The 19461-nt window shown below is 33.0% G+C and carries 18 protein-coding genes; 6 read left to right on the top strand and 12 right to left on the bottom strand.

The window, feature by feature from the left end:
- Window positions 1-108 precede the first annotated feature (108 nt).
- Window positions 109-1170: a YkvI family membrane protein gene (locus KA894_RS12955; protein ID WP_103372848.1), complete on the top strand. Its 1062-nt coding sequence runs from the start codon at window positions 109-111 to the stop codon at window positions 1168-1170.
- A 149-nt stretch (window positions 1171-1319) separates the two neighbouring features.
- On the opposite strand, the gene mhqD is transcribed toward KA894_RS12955, so the two are convergent.
- From mhqD to KA894_RS12935, 4 genes are all read right to left on the bottom strand, one after another.
- Window positions 1320-1916, bottom strand: a complete 597-nt coding sequence (mhqD, locus tag KA894_RS12950; RefSeq protein ID WP_096808430.1) for a methylhydroquinone degradation carboxylesterase MhqD — start codon at window positions 1914-1916, stop codon at window positions 1320-1322.
- Between the two features lie 29 nt (window positions 1917-1945).
- Window positions 1946-2851, bottom strand: coding sequence for a VOC family protein (locus KA894_RS12945; RefSeq protein ID WP_107643915.1), 906 nt, complete (start codon window positions 2849-2851; stop codon window positions 1946-1948).
- Window positions 2852-2895: 44 nt separating this feature from the next.
- The gene (gene mhqE, locus KA894_RS12940) at window positions 2896-3858 is read right to left on the bottom strand and encodes a ring-cleaving dioxygenase MhqE (RefSeq protein ID WP_103373189.1); all 963 of its coding nucleotides are present in this window, start codon (window positions 3856-3858) and stop codon (window positions 2896-2898) included.
- Between the two features lie 70 nt (window positions 3859-3928).
- Window positions 3929-4360, bottom strand: coding sequence for a MarR family winged helix-turn-helix transcriptional regulator (locus tag KA894_RS12935; RefSeq protein ID WP_096808427.1), 432 nt, complete (start codon window positions 4358-4360; stop codon window positions 3929-3931).
- A gap of 188 nt (window positions 4361-4548) precedes the next feature.
- Here KA894_RS12935 and aldA point away from each other — a divergent pair, with 188 nt between their 5' ends.
- Window positions 4549-5976 (top strand): aldehyde dehydrogenase, encoded by a 1428-nt coding sequence (gene aldA, locus KA894_RS12930; protein ID WP_210134009.1) that lies wholly within the window; start codon window positions 4549-4551, stop codon window positions 5974-5976.
- An 89-nt stretch (window positions 5977-6065) separates the two neighbouring features.
- Here the strand turns inward: aldA and KA894_RS12925 are convergent, their stop codons facing one another.
- Window positions 6066-7064: a metal ABC transporter solute-binding protein, Zn/Mn family gene (locus tag KA894_RS12925; RefSeq protein ID WP_115341938.1), complete on the bottom strand. Its 999-nt coding sequence runs from the start codon at window positions 7062-7064 to the stop codon at window positions 6066-6068.
- A gap of 198 nt (window positions 7065-7262) precedes the next feature.
- Between KA894_RS12925 and KA894_RS12920 the strand changes: the two genes are divergently transcribed.
- The gene (locus KA894_RS12920; RefSeq protein WP_096808424.1) at window positions 7263-7541 is read left to right on the top strand and encodes a GNAT family N-acetyltransferase; all 279 of its coding nucleotides are present in this window, start codon (window positions 7263-7265) and stop codon (window positions 7539-7541) included.
- 68 nt (window positions 7542-7609) lie between these two features.
- Here KA894_RS12920 and KA894_RS12915 read toward each other — a convergent pair whose 3' ends face one another.
- Together KA894_RS12915 and KA894_RS12910 are read right to left on the bottom strand one after the other, a co-directional pair.
- A complete protein-coding gene (locus KA894_RS12915; RefSeq protein WP_103373186.1) occupies window positions 7610-9373 on the bottom strand; it encodes an ABC transporter ATP-binding protein in 1764 nt (587 codons plus the stop codon).
- Window positions 9366-11147 (bottom strand): ABC transporter ATP-binding protein, encoded by a 1782-nt coding sequence (locus KA894_RS12910; protein WP_115341937.1) that lies wholly within the window; start codon window positions 11145-11147, stop codon window positions 9366-9368. Before KA894_RS12910 ends, KA894_RS12915 begins: the two co-directional genes overlap by 8 nt.
- 189 nt (window positions 11148-11336) lie before the next feature.
- On the opposite strand from KA894_RS12910, the gene KA894_RS12905 reads away from it, so the two are divergent.
- A complete protein-coding gene (locus tag KA894_RS12905) occupies window positions 11337-12146 on the top strand; it encodes a VOC family protein (protein ID WP_096808421.1) in 810 nt (269 codons plus the stop codon).
- Window positions 12147-12195: 49 nt separating this feature from the next.
- On the opposite strand, the gene KA894_RS12900 is transcribed toward KA894_RS12905, so the two are convergent.
- From KA894_RS12900 to KA894_RS12885, 4 genes are all read right to left on the bottom strand, one after another.
- A complete protein-coding gene (locus KA894_RS12900; RefSeq protein ID WP_096808420.1) occupies window positions 12196-12855 on the bottom strand; it encodes an NAD(P)H-dependent oxidoreductase in 660 nt (219 codons plus the stop codon).
- A gap of 111 nt (window positions 12856-12966) precedes the next feature.
- Window positions 12967-13773, bottom strand: a complete 807-nt coding sequence (locus tag KA894_RS12895; RefSeq protein ID WP_107643910.1) for a Cof-type HAD-IIB family hydrolase — start codon at window positions 13771-13773, stop codon at window positions 12967-12969.
- 379 nt (window positions 13774-14152) lie between these two features.
- Window positions 14153-15697, bottom strand: a complete 1545-nt coding sequence (locus tag KA894_RS12890) for a sodium:solute symporter family protein (protein ID WP_207572774.1) — start codon at window positions 15695-15697, stop codon at window positions 14153-14155.
- A gap of 25 nt (window positions 15698-15722) precedes the next feature.
- Window positions 15723-16604 carry an N-acetylneuraminate lyase gene (locus KA894_RS12885; RefSeq protein WP_103373042.1) on the bottom strand — a complete coding sequence of 294 codons (882 nt, stop codon included), beginning with the start codon at window positions 16602-16604 and terminating at the stop codon, window positions 15723-15725.
- Window positions 16605-16831: 227 nt separating this feature from the next.
- On the opposite strand from KA894_RS12885, the gene KA894_RS12880 reads away from it, so the two are divergent.
- Complete coding sequence (locus KA894_RS12880; protein ID WP_210133997.1) at window positions 16832-17704, top strand: ROK family protein; 873 nt, start codon at window positions 16832-16834, stop codon at window positions 17702-17704.
- A gap of 98 nt (window positions 17705-17802) precedes the next feature.
- Here KA894_RS12880 and KA894_RS12875 read toward each other — a convergent pair whose 3' ends face one another.
- The gene (locus KA894_RS12875; RefSeq protein ID WP_096808415.1) at window positions 17803-18600 is read right to left on the bottom strand and encodes a MurR/RpiR family transcriptional regulator; all 798 of its coding nucleotides are present in this window, start codon (window positions 18598-18600) and stop codon (window positions 17803-17805) included.
- 166 nt (window positions 18601-18766) lie between these two features.
- On the opposite strand from KA894_RS12875, the gene KA894_RS12870 reads away from it, so the two are divergent.
- Window positions 18767-19435, top strand: a complete 669-nt coding sequence (locus KA894_RS12870; RefSeq protein ID WP_096808414.1) for an N-acetylmannosamine-6-phosphate 2-epimerase — start codon at window positions 18767-18769, stop codon at window positions 19433-19435.
- Window positions 19436-19461 lie beyond the last annotated feature (26 nt).

The following is a 19461-nucleotide window of genomic DNA, read 5'->3' as shown; positions in this document are numbered from 1 at the left end:
AACTTTTGTGTTTATTTCTCGTTTATTTTCAGCTAAAATAGGTACTTGTGATATTTTATTAAATAAGTGTTTTTTACAAAGTAAATTGCATGAAAGGATTCTAAGTATATGCCTAAATTAAAAGAAATGATTATAGTAGCCTTTGCCTTTGTAGGCGTTGTTGTAGGCGCAGGCTTCGCAACAGGACAAGAAATATTCCAATTTTTTACAAGTAATGGCAAATTCAGTGTGTTTGGTGTTTTTATTACTGGATTTATTATTACTATAGGGGGTGTGTTTGTTTTAAATACAGGGTACCGTTTGCGCTCACATAATCACACCGAACCTATAAAATTTTATCTTCCACGAACAATTGCTGCCATTTTTGATATTATATTAACTTTATTTTTACTTGCGTTAGCAATGATTATGACAGCTGGTGGTGTTTCAACACTTCATGAAAGCTTTGGCATACCTTACGCCATCAGTTCTTTAATTTTAGTACTTATTATATTAGCCACACTCTTTTTAAAATTTGATCGCTTGATTACCGTTTTAGGAATGGTAACGCCATTTTTAGTTATTATTGTAACAATCATTGCTATTTATTATTTTACTACTGGTAGCTTTGATTTTAATTCAGCAGATCAATACGCTAATAACGATAACCGTACAGATAAATGGTGGTGGTTTGATGCTATTAACTATGGTAGCTTACAAATTGCTGCTGCTTTTAGTTTCCTTTCTGTTATGGGAGGACGCTTAAAATACGAAAAATCTACAATATATGGTGGTATTTTAGGTGGCGCCATTGTTACATTTTTATTATTAATGTTAAACCTTGGTATGGTAACTGAATTTACAAATATAACAGACGTCGCACTACCTTCGTTATTATTAGCTAATCATATTTCACCTATTATCGGCACATTTATGGCGATTATTATGATATTAGTTATTTATAATACAGTTGTTGGTTTAATGTATGCATTTGCTTCTCGTTTTACAGAGCCATATCAAAGAAATTATTATATTTTAATCATTATAATGGCAATCGTTACATTTGCTACTACGTTTATTGGTTTTATAGAGTTGATTGGCAAGGTATTTCCAGTCATGGGTATTTTCGGTTTTATATTATTAATACCTATATTTATCAAAGGTGTTTTTCGTAAATCAAATCAATCATGATAAAGAACCCCAAATGATAATGACGCTATGATCTTCAGTCAGTTAGACAAGATAATACGTTAAATTCATCATCTGGGGCTCTTTTATAGTCAATATTTTACTATTAAATTCAGCCAACATTACATAAAATACGTAGCTTGTTATATTAATTAATCATCTTTTAATAATGATTGTCCTGCGATAATACCTTCGCGCGTCAATTCGTGACTATTTACCCACACTTGTTTTACAGTAGCGCCTCGATTTTCAAAAATATCTATAACATTTTGACTATCTTGAATTGAAACGATAGGGTCATTTTCACCCATAGATAATAATACTTCTACATTACTTAAGTCTTTATCATTTACTAAATCCACAGGGTATAATGGCGCATAAAGTAATGCTTTATTAAATGTAATATCTGGATGCAGTATCATACTAACCGCAATATTTGAACCATTTGAAAAACCTACAGGTACAGCATTAGTCAAATCGAAATGGTATGTTTCTGCCGCTTCTTTTAAAAATTGAATTAATCTGTCTGTTCTATAGTTTAAATCTTCCACGTCATATTGCCCTTCGCCATGACGTTTGAAGAAACGGTTCATTCCATTTTCTGAAATTTCTCCTCTTACACTCAATATATTATATTTAGGATTAAGCGCTTGTGCTAAAGGCAATAAATCATTTTCGTCACCACCAGTTCCATGTAATAAAATAAAGGTTGGTGCGTTTGGCTGGCCTTCTCTAAAAATATGTTCCATACTCTTCATCTCCTTTAAGTGTTTTTTAATTATATACGTATCGGTGGTAATAAACGTAATAGTTCATCTTCTCTTTCTTCGTATTGAGGGGGCATTATCAAGCGTGTACCTAAATCTTCGAAACGTTCATCGATTGTAAAGCCTGGCCCTTCAGTGGCAAATTCAAAAATAATGTCACCACGTTCTTTCATGTAGACTGCATTAAAATAATGACGATCTTTGACTTCAGTTACATGGTAACCTCTATCTAACATTTTCGTTTGCCATGCTTTATGAACATGGTTATTTGGCACTGACCATGCGATATGATGGACCACACCTACGCCCCAACGAACATGTTCATTTGGTACATCTTTTTTTACCATAACGTGATGTTGCCAATCGCCTACTGTTTTCAAATGGATATACATATCATTTTCATTTACACATGCTAAGCCCATTTCTTCAGTTAACGTTTGAACTGTTTGATATGGATTATTAGACAACATAGTAACACCATAAAAACCAACAATATCTATGCTATGCTTATCTAAAGCTTCCTTGTCATCTTCAACAAGCGCCAAAGGCAACTCATGTGCATCTACAAATTCAAGCGTATCTTTTCCAAATAATTGTGTTCTTACTGTCTCAATTTCGTGTACCTTTAGATGTGTTTCCCATTGCTTTAATGAACCCCGGGGCACCCTAAATGCAATATGTTGCACTTGTCCCGCGCCAGTACGGCCTTTATAATGATTGGGCCAGTTAAAAAATGTCAATATCGTGCCATTGTCAACGCCACCATTTGAAAAGTATAAATGGTATGTTGATGGGTCATCAAAATTCACTGTTTTCTTTATTAATTTTAAATTGAGAATATCTCGATAAAATTGAATATTTTCTTCTGGATTACCTACAATTGCTGAAATATGATGAATGTGATGAATAGGATCCATCTCCACCCCTCCTAGTTTATTATTAAAAAAACAATCCAAAAAATTTAGTGTGATCGTTTCGTATCAAAAGGACGTACTTCCGATTCTATATAATCACGTTTTTTCTCTAAAAATGGTGGCAATGCAAGACTCTCACCTAATGTTTCATAGGGTTCATCTCCCATAAACCCTGGTCCATCTGTAGATACTTCAACTAATATATGACCAATACGGGCATACAATGCTTCAAAATAAAATCTATCTACTAAACCTGAATTTCCGATGCCATATTGTTCATATTTTTCTAACCATTTTGAAATAGCTTCATGGTCTTCTAATCTGAATGAAACATGATGCACTTCGCCGTAACCTTGTCTAGCTTCAGGGGCTGTCGTGTCTTTTCTTAAAAATACTTGACCGCCATTGCCACCTTCACCAACTTCTAATACTGCAACATCTTCCTCTTCAATAATTGTTCTCATACCAAATATTTCTTCCAAGATTTTTTTGAAATCTTCAAAGTAGCTTACAGTGATTTCAATAGGTCCCAAACCATAAATTGCTTTATCAGTAGGTACTGGCCCTTTTTTCCATGGTTGTCCTGGTGCTACGCCTTTATTATTTTCATCAGAAATTAATTGATAACTTTGTCCATCAGGCTCTTCAAATGGCAACACTTTTTTACCAAATAGCGCTTGTATGCCTTCATGTTTAACCCCATACTCATTAAATCGTGCTTCATAATACGCTAACGCTGCATCATCAGGTACGCGGAAGGAAGGACGCGTAATTGAATTTGTTCCAGAATGACCTTTAGGAACGTGAGGGAAATCAAAAAATGTCATATCTGTACCAGGTGAGCCGACATCATCTGCAAAAAATGTATGATAGGTATAAATGTCATCTTGATTTACTGTTTTTTTCACAAGTCTCATACCTAATACTTCAGTAAAAAATTTATAATTTCGTTCAGCATCATCTGTCATTGCTGTTACGTGGTGTATACCTAATAATTGATTATTTGTCATAATAAAACTCCTCTTTTTATATTTATCTCGATTTCGAAGTAATTTTAAATAAAATTTTTAAGTGCTAAGCCTAAATCATAGGTTGTGCACTTAATTTTTTCAAAACGTGCTGTAATGTTGTTAATTCTTCATCTGACAAAATTGAAAAAGTTGATTCTAATGTTGCAGCATGCTTAGGAAATATCTCATTCATCAATGTACAACCTGCTTCAGTGAGCGAAGCATTAGTCACTCGTTTGTCTTGTACATTTCGTATTCTTATTACATACCCTTTTGTCTCTAATTTATCTACAACATATGTGATACTACTACTCGCAATTAATACTCTATCACCAATACGTTGTATCGGTTGATCGCCTTTATTGTACAGTAACTCTAATACCGCGAACTCTGTCACATTTAGTCCATAACGTTGAATGTCATTCCTAACTATTTGTTCCAAATGATCGATAGTTCGGTTCAAACCAACAAATGTATTTAACGACGCTTTAGTTCGATTCATCACATCACCAACTTTCAATTTATTTCGATTTCGAGATAAATTATAATACTGTTTTTTAAACAAGTCAACACATTGAGTATAAAAATTATACTGTCATTTAAAAGTTATACAAAAATAAACTTACATTTGCTTATTTATTCAGTTTCTACCATTCAAATTAGTGGTATATATCATAATGTGGAGGTGTCATAATGAATCAATTATTTATAAACAATGAATTTGTAGAAAGCAAATCTACTGACACAATGGACGTCATTAACCCTGCAACTGAAGAAAAGATAGGCACAATTACTTTCGCAACAGAATCTGAAGTTAACTCAGCTGTAGAAAAGTCAAAACATGCACAATTAGAGTGGGAAAAAGTGCCTCAACCAACACGAGCAGACCATGTAAAAATGTTAATCCCTTTATTAGAAGAACATAAAGATGAAATTGCAAAATTGTATGTTCAAGAACAAGGAAAAACACTTGCTTCGGCAAAAGGTGAAATAGATAAATCTATACATTTTATAGATTATATGACAAGCCAAAGTATGAATAATAAAGGCGAAGTCTTGCAAAACAGCCGTGAAAACGAAACGATTTTGTTAACTAAAAAACCAATTGGTGTAACAGCAGGTATTGTGCCTTGGAATGCGCCCATAATGGTGTTAATGAGAAAAGTGATCCCTGCTATTGTAACTGGTTGTTCTGTAGTTATTAAACCTAGTGAAGAAACCTCACTTGTCACGCTAAAAATTGCTGAACTATTTCGTCAATCTACTATACCTGCAGGACTTATTCAAATCCTTCCAGGTAAAGGAGAAGCGCTAGGTACGCAATTAGCTGAACACCCAGATATACAACTCATTTCAATCACGGGTAGCATGCGCGCAGGTAAATCAGTTTTTGCTAAGAGTGCAAATACAGTTAAAAAGGTAAATCTTGAACTTGGAGGTAATGCACCTGTATTAGTCACCTCAAATGCGAATTTAGATAAAGCAGTTGATTATATCGTTACAGCAAGAATTAATAATGCCGGACAGGTATGCACTTGTCCTGAACGCATTTTTGTACACAAAGCTATTCATTCAACATTTATCAATAAGTTAAAAGAAAAAATGCAGAGTTTAACTGTAGGAGATCCATTTGATAATAAAACAGACTATGGTGCGCTTATTAATCAAAAACAATTAAATAATGTGGATGAAAAAGTTCAAAATGCAGTTAACAATGGGGCTCAATTAATTACAGGTGGCCACATCATCGATCGTCCTGGCTATTTTTATGAACCTACCATTTTAGATCAAGTAGATCCAGAAGATAGCGCGTTTAAAGAAGAAATTTTCGGACCTGTGTTGCCAATTGTGCAATATAACAACTTTGACGAAGCCATCGAACAAGCAAACAACACAAATGCTGGTTTATCATCTTATATCTTTTCAGAAGATTTAAAAGAAATTATGACAGCAACCGAATCGCTTAAATTTGGTGAAGTTTATGCCAATTGCGAAGCAGAAGAAGTTGTAAACGGATATCACGCTGGTTGGAGAGAATCAGGTTTAGGTGGCGCTGACGGTGTACGCGGGCTAGAAGAATATTATAACACTACTGTTTCATATATTAGATATGATTAAGATAATTAGATATTAAGAAATGCCTCAACATTATGATTTAAAGTATCAAACTAATGTTGAGGCATTATTATTATATAACTAAATCTGTACTACTCGTTAAGTGCTTTATCTAAAGATTTCATATTTTCTTTCATCAATGATTGATAAGTGATTTCGTCATCACTTACTTCTTCTTTTGATAAAGTAGCCATATTGTGAAATTTTAGCGGTGTAGTATTGGACTCTTTTTGAATCACATCTGTTACTTTGGATGTGATATTTTGTTCATATAATACATAAGGTTGTTTTGTTTTATTCATATTTCGAACAATATTCATTAACTCCCGTTGGCTAGGTTCTTCATTATTCATGCCACTGACACCCTGCTGTTTAAAATGATAGCGATTAGCTAAATAACCTATAGAATCATGAGATATAATAACTGTGTCACGTTTAGGATGCTGTGTTATCTTTTTCATCTTATTATCAATTTGATTGATATCTTTTATCAATCGTTTATAATTCTGCATATAATAAGATTGATGTTTAGGATCTTTCTCTACCAAGTCATCTTTAATTGCTTTAACAAACTTTTTATTTAATACAGGGTCAAGCCATACGTGTGGATCTTGTCCTTCATGATTGTGACCTTCATGGCTATCATGGCCATCATGTTCTGTATGCGTTTCGTGCTCATGCTCGTGGTCGTGCTCATGTCCGTGTTCGTGACTAGCAATTAAATCACCATGATTAAGATCTTGCGCAACTGGTAACTTCAAACGATCATTATTAATTGAAGTTGCAACTTTTTTAGCAACTGGGTCCATTTCTTCATTTGAATAGATAAATAAATCACTTTTAGCAATATTAATCATTTCTTTTTGCGTAGGTTCAAAAGAATGCATGTCTGCTCCAGGTGGATAAATTGAATTGACATCTACGTATTTACCACCTATTTGCTCAGTAAAACTTTGAAATGCAAATGCCGTTGTATATATTTTAAGTTTATTGTTAGAACTGACGTCTTTTTTCTCAGTATTTATATTTCCGCAAGCACTCAACAATACGATAAATATACAAGTCAGTATAAATAATACTCTTTTTTTCAAAAAACGCCCCTCCAAATCGAAATTATTCCGTTAAAACTATAAACTTATTTTCTTAATTTTTCAATGGTTTTTACTTATTCTATAATAATTCTTAGCTAATTTTTCCCATAAATATAGATTAATTCCTATTATGAGTTTAACTTTAGCTTAAATGTGATATTAAATAAGTATGAAGTTAATCTACAAGGAGTGATTTAAATGGCGGAAATTAAACAAGGTACAAATAAATTTTATGTAGGCGATAATGAAAATAACCCTCAAGCTGAAATTACTTTTCAAAAACAAGGTGATAACCAAATCAATATTGATCATACAGGCGTACCAGACGAACTTGGCGGCCAAGGTTTAGGTTCACAACTTGTAAAATCCGTAGTTGATTACGCTCGCGATAATAATTTAAAAGTTACTGCAACATGCCCTTTTGCTAAATCTGTGATTGAGAAAAATGCAGAATATCAAGATGTGTACTCAGGTTAGTTTTTTACAAACTAAATTCAAATATAAGAAACGGGACAGAAATAAAATTTTAATTTCTGTCCCGTTTTTTAACCATTTTGCAATAAATACATATTACGATAAATACCATTTTGCTGAATTAATGTTTCATGTGTACCTTGTTCTACAATCCTACCATGATTCAACACCAATATCTTATCTGCATCTTGAATCGTAGAAAGTCTATGTGCGATGGCTAAAGTGGTTCTTCCTTGTCTCATCGTGTCTAGAGACTGTTGAATTTGTTCTTCCGTTTCGGAATCAATATTAGCTGTTGCTTCATCTAATATTAATATTCGAGGATTTGTAGCAATCGTTCTCGCAAATGCTAATAATTGGCGTTCACCACTTGAAAAAGCACTCCCTTTTTCAATCACTTTATGTTGATACTGACCTGGCAGTTTTTCAATAAAATGATTAGCGTGCACAAATTCTGCAGCAGCTTTGACTTGTTCAAATGTCATCGTCGGGTGGTACAGTTTAATATTTGATTCCACAGTACCATAAAATACAAAAGCATCTTGCAACACTAATCCTATTTTCTGCTTTAATTCTTCTTTTGGTATTGTTTTAATTGAGTAGCCATCTATTTCGATAGCGCCACGGTTAAATTCATAAAAACGCATAAACAAATTGATGATTGAACTCTTTCCAGATCCTGTGTGACCAACAAGTGCAACCATTTCACCAGGGTTAACAGTAAAATTGATATTTTTTAATACATCTGTCTCACCGTCATAACTGAAACTAACATTTTTAAACTCAATCTTCCCTTCTTGGATGCCATGGTTTAATATTGGATGCTGTTTAGGTTCATAAGTACGGTCGTCAATCAATGTAAATACTCTACTCGCTGACACCAATGCCTGTTGTAAAATATTTAAATTCTGACTTACTTGATTAATCGGTTCAAAAAAACGTTCCATATATTGTACAAAGGCAAACACGACGCCTGCAGTAATTCCTGTGGTAAAGCTAATTATTCCAAAATACCCCAAAATCATAACTGTCGCAAATACAGAAATCGCGCTAATTGCTGGTCTCAATAATAGGCTATCGAGTTTTACTGTTTTCAACATATATTGGTAATGTTCATCATTAATATCATTAAACTCTTTATTTAATCGTTTTTCTTGATTAAATGCTTGGATTATCTTCATACCTTCTATAGATTCTGCTAATTTTGTATTTAAATCTGACAATCTTTGTCTTGATTTTGCAAATAAAACAGCTGAATATTTACGATAAATTGCTAGCATTATAATGATAATGGGCAGAAAAACCAAAGCGATTAAAGCCAATTTCACATCCAAAATAAACATCATAATATAGCTTGATATCATCATAAAAAATGCTATTACAAATGTTGAAAACACGCCTACAATCATATCTACAATGGTCTCTGTATCATTAGTCAATCTAGAAACAATACTACCTCCAGGCACTTTATCAAAATAGCTCATTCCTAATTTCCCTAATTTATTAAAGGCGTCGATTCTTAACTGTTGAATGACTTTAAAGGCAAGATATTGAAAAAGATATTGACTTAAATACATTGTTAAAGCACCAATAACCTGAATACTAATAAAAATAACGACAAGCCAAATCATCGATTGTTGAGGAAAATGGCGCGGCGTAAGATAATCATCAATAAATATTTTTACCATATAAGGTGTTAGCATACTTGCAATTGTTGATAAAGTTAATGTAAAGAATGCTAAAGCAATAATGCCTTTATAAGGGACTGTATATTTGAATAATCTAACTAAAACTTGAGCTTGATCTTTTGCAGTTAAGTTAACATTTTCAGTCATTTGCATCGTCCCCTTTCGCAAGGTCATCTAAATTACGAGTGAGTTGTTGTTGTAATGCTTGAGCTCGATACGTTTCATAATACCAACCTTTTTGATTCATTAATGCTGTATGTGTCCCACTTTCAACAACCGTGCCACCTTCCATTACAATAATTTCATCAGCGTGTTTCACCGCACTCATACGATGAGCCGTTATGATATTGGTTTTACCTTTCCTCAATTTTTCTAAGTTACCCAATATCACTTCTTCAGTTTGCGCATCTACCGCGGAAAGAGAGTCATCTAAAATTAACACCTCTGGGCCAATTAATAACGCTCTAGCAATCGAAATACGCTGTTTTTGACCTCCTGATAAGGAAACACCACGCTCACCTACTACCGTTTGGTATTGGTTCGGAAAAGATAGAATATCATCATGGATATGACTGGCTCTACTAGCTTCAAAAATACTATTATCATCGATTTCCTCATTACTAAAAGCAATATTGTTTCGAATCGTAGTTGAAAATAAAAAGTGTTCCTGTGGCACATAGCCGAACTGTGCGCGTAAATTTTTCACATTATAATCTCGTATTGGATAACCGCCATACTTAATTTCATTAGCTTCTGCTGTATCAAATTCTCTAAGTAGCAATCGGATTAATGTACTTTTTCCTGAACCAGTACGACCTACAATACCTACAGTTGAACCTTGTTTAACTTCAAAATGAACATCATGAATGCCATCTTCTTTATTACCCGGGAAATGGAATTTTTTGATATGAAATTCAATATTTCCTACAGGGCTTGCATCTATTTTAAAATGTGTATCTATACCATTTGGCGTATTACCTATTTCTTCGATCCGTTCATAAGATGCTTTAGCTCTTTGGACAATATTAAAAAACAAACCTAAAGCTAATAAAGGCCAAACCAACATACCTAAATATGTTGTAAAAGTAATGAGTTGACCTAACGTGATATCATGATTAAATACTAATTTCGCTCCAAAGACGATGGATAAAAAGTAACTAATTCCTATTACCAATGTAATTGTGGGGTCAAATAATGCATCAATTTTTGAAACTTTTAAATTTTTTACTACAACATCATCGCTTAAATTTTTAAAGTCCTTTTGATCACTTGTTTCGTAACCAAACGTTTTAGTTACTTTGATACCTGCAACACTTTCTTGTGTCTTATCATTTAATCTACTAAACGCCGCTTGTGCTTTTTTAAAGCCTTTGCTTAGTAGTGAACCATAATAACTTGTTAACAAAACCATAAAAGGCAATGGTATCATTGCAATCAATGTCAATTGCCAACTCACTGTCGCAGCCATTGTAATCACAACTGTTCCACCAGTTATTAAAGCATCTGCGATCATTAAAATACCTGCCCCTGCAGCATTTTGAACTGCCCTTATGTCATTCGTTGCATGTGCCATTAAATCGCCAGTCCTTCTATTTTGAAAAAAAATAGCACTCATATTTGTATATTTCTTATATAAAGAAGTTCTTAATATCTGCCCCAATTTTTGACTTGTGCCAAAAATTGATAATCTCCATACATACCTTAAAATATAAGTGAAAATAGCAACAAATACTAAAATGACAAGGTAAACAGCTAATACTTTAGGCGTTAATTTGTTCGTTGTCATCTGATCAATGGTTTTACCAATAATTTGAGGTGGTACAATTTCAATTAAAGCAATTAATAACAAAGTGATAAGTCCTAAAATGTATTTATTCTTATGTTGTTTAAAAAACCATCCCAACTTCCAAAACACCTGCATGCGCTCACCCCCAAAATTAATCCAATTGCTTATGCACACATCTTACCACAAGTTATTAAATGTAAATATACAAGTGTTTTTGCCCTTTTATAAAATTTAATCTTCCTCTGAGACAGACAAATTGACTCGGTATAATTTTTATATTAACTTATATTTATAAAGCATAAGTTAATATAAAGGAGCAAGATGATGACTTTTCACGATAAATCTGCAATACAAGTAACGAACGTTACACTAAATGTTAAAAATTTAACAGATATGGTTGATTTTTATACACATATTCTAGGCTTAACAGTTATGTCCAAAAATGAAAATACTGCGACTTTACAAGTTGGACTGAACGGTCATACAATGACATTATTCGAGATTCAAGACGGACGTCAGCCTTCTATCAGAGAAGCAGGACTGTTTCATATTGCATTACTATTACCTGAAAGAAAAGATTTAGCAGACTTTCTTTTTCACGTTTCTCAATTAAACATTCCAGTAGGTGGCGGAGATCACCTTGTAAGTGAAGCTTTATACCTTAATGATCCTGAAGGAAATGGTATCGAAGTTTATTACGATAGATCTGAAAATGAGTGGTTATGGAAAGACAATAAAGTAAAAATGGATACACTACAAGTAGACATTAATAATTTGCTTAAACAAAGAACAGAAATAGGTTGGAAAAAAATGCCATCTAACGCTAAAATTGGACATTTACATTTAAAAACTTCTGATTTAGAAATAGCTCAACGTTTTTATATTAACCAATTAGAACTCACACATATTTCCAATTTTCCCCAAGCTCTGTTTATGTCTACCAAAAATTACCATCACCACATTGCAGTAAATACTTGGCAAGCTAATATGCCTCGAGTTAAAAACGGTAAAAGTTATGGGCTGGCTCATATTGATATTTATAAACCTCATATCAACACTGTACGTATGTTTACAATTGATGGATTAGCTATTACAGTGCACAATCATACAGAATTAGTAGCTGATAAGACATAAGTAAAAAGCTTGGAACAATGAAAAACAATTCATTGTTCCAAGCTTTATATTATTCAACCCATTCTACTACGTGAGATTGAGGTTGACGCACTTTTTCTTTTGAATCACTTTCTCTATAACCAAATGCAACCATAACAGATGGTGCAAAATGCGCTGCATCCATAATATTTTCCTCGATTAAGAATTGTGTAACTGCATCTAAATCAAAACCTTCTATAGGGCAAGAATCAATATTCAATAATGCGGCACTTGTCATCATGTTTCCTAACGCAATATAAGTTTGCTTTTTCGCCCATTCTAATAATGTATACTCACTATCATTTATATGAAAATTTGTTTGGAAATTATCAAATTTCACTTCTGTTGCAGGTATGCTTTCTTCACTATATTGTTTGATTTCACGGATCATATGTTGTACGAATGGCGATTTAGAAGTTACATTTTTACGAGCCAATATAATTACAAAATAACTTGCAGTATCTAATTGCCCTTGTGCCCCCCAACTAATTTCTTTTAATTTATTTCTAATTTCGCGATTTTGTATTACCACAAATTTCCACGGTTCTAAACCTAACGAACTTGGAGACAATCTGCCCGCTTCCAGTATAGTATTAAAATCACTTTCACTCACTTTTTTATTTGAATCAAAGCGCTTCGTTGCATGTCTAAAATTAAACGCGTTGATGATTGTTTGTTGCATATCATTCATTTCTTGTTTGCCATCCTTTCGAATTATATATTATACCTTTTAGTATAGGATAATTTATAATCCTGATTAAAATAATATGTTTATAGTCTATACTAAATGTGAGCGAAAAACTTAATTATTAATTTTAAGTACTTCATCTTCAATAACAGATAAAACGCCTTGTTTATTATTTGAAGGCGCTACATAATTTGCGGCTTCGAATAATGAGGCATCCTCACAGTTTTCCATCACATAACTATAATGTGCTAATTGCAACATATCTAAATCATTATTTGCATCTCCAAATGCCATTAATTCATTTTTAGTTAAATCCCATTTATTTAATAATCTTTCTAATGCACTTCCTTTAGTCATACCAGGTATAATAAGATCGATACTATCACGACCACTGGACACTAATGCTAAATCTTTTGAAAAGTAATTTTTTAAATCTTCATCGAGTGTAGGGTGTGTACCTCTATTAATATTTAAAGCAATTTTTACATATTCATCTTTAGGTAAATTTTGAAATGACTCAATTTCTTTCAATTGGCGATAATAAAAATGCGCCTCTTTTTTAAATGATTCTCGGTTGTCTTTTAATATGTAAGCACTATCCAAACCACACACAATGATCTCTTTAATACCACGATCTATATTTAAATAGTTAACGACACTTTGGTAAAAATCTCTTTCAAAAGCTTGATAATCATATAACGTATTTCCTTCATAAATAACAGCTCCATTTTCAGCAACAAAAAACATGTTTCTATCACCAAAAATAGATTTCAATTTAGCATATTGATTACCACTGGCTGCTATAAATTTAATATGCTCGTTTTCTAATTGTTGAAAAATACGATTAAACCTTTGTTCATCGTATTGTTTGCTTGAATCTAAAAAAGTGCCGTCCATATCTACTGCAATTGCTTTTATCATATGCTTATTCCCCTCGAATCTTATGTTATATTTGTAACCTATTATATCTACAATAATCGCTGAATCAAAGTAAATAAATCGCCCATATACATTGATTTGTACTTCATTTATATCAAAAACTGAATAAAAAACAGAGCAGGATAGAAAACTTTTCTTACAAGATTTCGTAGCCCTGCTCTGTCAAGTATGACAACAAGTCACATTATCGCAATTTTTCAATCATTCATCACTAACATGCTAAACCTAACTAAACTATCGATGTATATTTCCTATTACTGAATCAATCCTTTAAAATATATGCAGAAATGATAGCTTGATTTAATTTAAATGTCTACAATTCATATAAAACTATAATATATAATTGAAAACTGTTTTTAACTTAATTTTCCTTACTGTCTTCTTTAAAGTGTACGATAGAAATATAATTTGTTTCTTCTTTGATATCATAAATAGTTAAACCTGTAATGTCTTTTTTCTTTCCTGGTACGACAATACTTATAATATAAGCGAAAATAAATGCTACTAAAAATGAAATGATAGACACGTAGAATGGCGAATTGCCACCACCCATACCATTAAAGATATAGGCAAATATGATTCCAAATATTAATCCCATCAAAACACCAAACGTATTTGTACGACGTGTAAATATGCCTACTGCAAACACGCCTGCCAATGGTACACCTACTAATCCAGTAATAAGTAAGAATAAGTCCCAAAGATCATTAGAATCAGATGCAATTAAATAAATCGACATACCAAATCCAAACAGTCCTGCAAGTATAATTATCCATCTAGCAAACCCTACTTCACTTTTCTCATTTCCTTTTCCAAAAAATCTATGCTTAATATCGACAGAAATACAAGCTGAAATTGAATTTAAACTTGAAGAAATCGTTGACTGAGCAGCTGCAAAAATCGCCGCAATTAACAAACCTGCAACAAATGGTGGCATTTCAGTCAAAATAAAATATGGTACGACAGAAGATGTATTAAATCCTGTAGGCAAAGCAGTATTATGACTATAGAATGAATAAAGCATTGTTCCCATTCCATAGAATAATGGCGCTGATACTAAAGCTAAGACGCCATTTGTCCATAATGATTTTTTAGTCTCTGACATAGATTCAGATGCTTGATAACGTTGAACTACGTCTTGGCTTGCTGTATATTGGTGCAGGTTATTAAAAATATTCCCTAGAAAGATAATTGGGATTGCTGCTGCTGCAGTATTAAATTTCCAGTTATCCGTGCTAATAATCTTTTTATGCTCAAGCGCATCGCTCATAACAGTACCCATGCCGCCTTGAATGTTTATAACACCTAATATAATAATTGCTGCTGCGCCACCTAAAAGAATCACACCTTGAATAAAATCACTCCATACCACCCCTTCAAATCCACCAAGAAATGTGTACAATATACACAAAATGCCAACAAGACTCGCGACTACATATGGATTCATATCAGATACTGATGTAATAGCTAACGTAGGTAAATAGATGACAATTGCTACCCTACCGATATGAAATAAGACAAATAATAGCGAACCAATAACGCGAATACTAGGGCCAAAGCGAGCCTCTAAATATTCGTAAGCAGAAGTTACCTTCAATTTTTTGAAAAATGGTACATAAAAATAAATAAGTAATGGAATTATTGCTACAATCGCAATATTCCCCGCGATATACGACCAATCTGTTAAAAATGCCTTTTCAGGCGTCGACATAAATGTAATCGCGCTTAATGTTGTAGCGTAAATAGAGAAACCAACTGCCCAGGAAGGTAAACGGCCGCTAGCAGTAAAGAAACTATCTGTACTTTGACTTGCCCTTTTGGTAAAATATGCGCCTACTAACAGCATCACAACTAAATAACTAACAACTGCAACCCAGTTCCATATACCAAAACCAACTTGTTCCATTCATTTCAACCCCTTATACGGTAACCTATAAATTATACGTATTAATTAATGCTCCCAATTTTTCTCTATTATCTTCATCGAATGGTTTAAATGGTCGTTTTGGTACACCACCATCAATACCACGTGTAGCTAATATTTCTTTAAGTGTGGAATAAATGCCCATAGACAACACATTCTCGATAATGTCATTTGTATCATGTTGAATTTGATACGCTTCTTCAATCTCTCCATTTTTAGCTTTTTCAAAAATTTGTCTTGCACGTCTACCATTGACGTTATAAGTAGAACCAATTGCACCATCTACTCCAGAAATAGCTGCTTGTACTAGCATTTCATCAAATCCAGAAAGTATGAGCTTGTCTGGATAAGCTTTACGAATACGCTCTAGCAAAAAGAAGTTAGGTGCTGTGTATTTCACACCTACCACTTTTTCATGATTAAACAGCTCACCAAATTGGTCGATTGAAATGTTAACTCCAGTTAAATCTGGTATAGCATAAATAATTAAATTGTTTTGCGTGGCCTCAATTAATTCGAAATAATAGTCTTTAATTTCTTCAAATGAAAAAGGATAATAGAACGGTGTAACTGCTGAAATAGCGTCATATCCTAATTCAGTTGCATATTTACCAAGTTCTATCGCTTCATTTAAATCTAAAGAACCTACCTGTGCAATCATTTTCACATCATCGTTAACAGCTTCTTTAGCTACTTTAAAAACTTGTTTTTTTTGTTCTTTATTTAACAAGAAATTTTCGCCAGAGCTACCATTAACATAAAGCCCATCTAAGCCTTCAGTTTCAATCGCATTTTGCACAATTTGCACTAATCCCTTTTCTTTCACTTGTCCTTTTTCATCAAACGGTACTAATAACGCCGCATATAATCCTTTTAAATTCTCTTCCATTGATAACCCCTCCATCTATGTATTTAAGTTATTATTCCTAGGCATTTATATAACTATATAATGCAATAAAAAACATCTTTTATTTTTCTATTTACAGTTCAAATTGTAAACGCTATCATAAAATGTGACAATAGCTTTTTGAAAAAATACATCATTTATCAATAATATTTATGAAAATAATTTTCAAAATAATTCAGTATATTTGATAATCTGAGGAGGTTTCATAAATGAATCTATATAATATCGCTATTGATATTGGTGGTACAGAAATTAAGGCAGCTGTTTTCAATCAACAGCTAAAGTTCATAGATTACATAAAAATACAAACACCGAATAATGTCGACACATTTATTAAAGATACAGTTTACGAATTTGTAGCTATGTTTAAAGCAAAATATGGCATTGAACCACTCAATGTAGGTATTTCTAGTGCAGGGGTTGTAGATGAGCATAATGGTTTAGTTGAATATGCTGGGCCAACGATTCCAAACTACACGGGGACGAACTTCAAAACTATACTCAAGCCATTAAATGCTCAAGTACAGGTTTTTAATGATGTAAATGCAGCGTTATTAGGAGAACTTTCATTTCATGATTACGAAGCACAAAACATATTTTGTCTAACGCTTGGAACAGGCATTGGAGGTGCTTTTTATAATCAGTCGTCTCAACTCTATAATGGCGAACGAAATCGAGCCAATGAAATTGGGTATTTGCTTTATGATGCCCAAACAAAAAAGACCTTTGAACAACGCGCTTCAACATCTGCTTTGAAATCACTCATGATAGAAAAATCCTTTGCTTATAAAGATGATGTACCCAAATTATTTGAACTAGCAGATCAGCAAGATGCGCTCGCCTTATCTATACTCAATCAATGGAGTGATTCAATCGCGGAAGGGATTGCCCAAATACAAATCATTTATGATCCTGGATTAATTCTTATCGGAGGTGGCGTCTCTTCACAAGGTCAAAATTTGTTAAAGTATATTATTCCTAAAGTTGCGCTTTACTTACCTGTTCAATATGGTCATGCTTCAATACAAACTACACGAACACAAAACCACGCTTCTCTTTATGGCGCCGTTTCTAAATTTTAAAAAATAAAGCTAAGGCATCAACAGATGCCTTAGCTTTTATTTACGTTATGAATAATAACAGCTGTAAAAAAGTAAAACAGCTAAAATTATTACTATTTTTATTCGTTTAAAATGATTTTTTTAGTATGTTGATATACATGATGCATGTAGTCATCTTCCAATAATAAATAACTCACAATATCGATTAAAAATAATGTTGCAATTTGAGTATTTATAAATTGGGTATCTCGATTTCTCGATTGATCAGTAGTAATTAATACTAAATCTGCACATTCTGTTATTGGACTTCCTTCATAATTAGTGATGACGACAACATAGGCGCCGGCGTCATGTGCGACTTTAGCTGCAGCAATTAATTCGGTTGTTTCACCACTATTTGAAATAGCTACAAATGTATCCGATTGCGTTAAAAGAGAAGCAAATATTTTCATTTGATGTGCGTCGGTAGAAACGTTACCTTTCAACCCCATCCTCATCATGCGATAATAAAACTCTGTAGCTGATAATCCAGAACTACCTAAACCTGCATATATAATTTGCCGGCTTCGAATAATTTGATTAACAAAGCTTTGAATTTTTTCATCAGAAATAAACTCTCCTGTTTGTTGAATAATATTTTGATGATATTTATGAATACGCTGAATTAATGGACTATTTTCAATCACTCTTTCTGACATTTCTTGCTGCAAATTAAACTTCAAATCTTGAAAGTTTTCATAATTTAACTTATTGCTAAATCGCGTAATAGTTGCAGGCGAAGTACCAATCGCGTATGCCAATGAATTAATTGTTGAAAATGTGTCATCAAATTCGCTGTTTTTAATATATTCTACAATGTATTTATCTGTTTTAGTAAACAAATGATGATAACGCTGAACGCGATTCTCAAATTTCATCATATACACCCTTTCCATCCCCATATTAGCTATATTATAAATGAAAATGTTTTTCAGAACAATGAAATATATTGATTATTATTTTCTCGATGTTATATTAAAACTATAAATCAATTAACAAATTAAGCATTTTATAAAATCTACTAAAGTTACGGAGTGTATAATTATGTTACCACAAGGATTGATTGTCTCATGCCAAGCCTTGGAAGATGAACCGTTACATTCGTCTTTCATTATGTCTAAAATGGCTCTAGCTGCTTACGAAGGTGGCGCTGTTGGTATCAGAGCAAACTCTAAAGAAGACATCATCGCAATTAAAAAAGAAGTGAATTTACCTGTCATCGGCATAGTAAAAAGAAATTATGCTCATTCAGACGTTTTTATCACGGCTACTAGCAAAGAAGTTGATGAATTAATAGATAGTAACTGTGAGGTCATTGCTTTGGATGCTACAAAACAAAGACGCCCTCAAGAAACTTTACAAGAACTTGTTTCATATATCCGTCATAATGCGCCAAACGTAGAAATTATGGCGGATGTATCTACGCTTGAAGAAGCACAGTACGCTGATACATTAGGTTTTGATTACATAGGCACAACACTACGTGGCTACACTTCTTATACAAAAGGGCATATTCTATACGAAAACAATTTCCAATTTTTAAAAGACGTACTAACACACGTCAATGCGAAAGTCATTGCTGAAGGAAATGTCGTCACGCCTGAAATGTTTAAGCAAGTTACAAATTTAAATGTTCACTGTACAGTGGTTGGGGGTGCAATCACACGGCCTAAAGAAATTACTAAACGTTTTATTGAAGCAATCGAAAAATAAACATTAAAAGCCTGTATTCAAGCGCA

The organism is Staphylococcus sp. GDY8P131P (assembly GCF_017891975.1).
In the GTDB taxonomy this organism is placed as follows: Bacteria; Bacillota; Bacilli; order Staphylococcales; family Staphylococcaceae; genus Staphylococcus; species Staphylococcus nepalensis.
The sequence above is the reverse complement of the archived record's forward strand: the minus strand, read 5'-3'. Positions and strand labels throughout refer to the sequence as shown.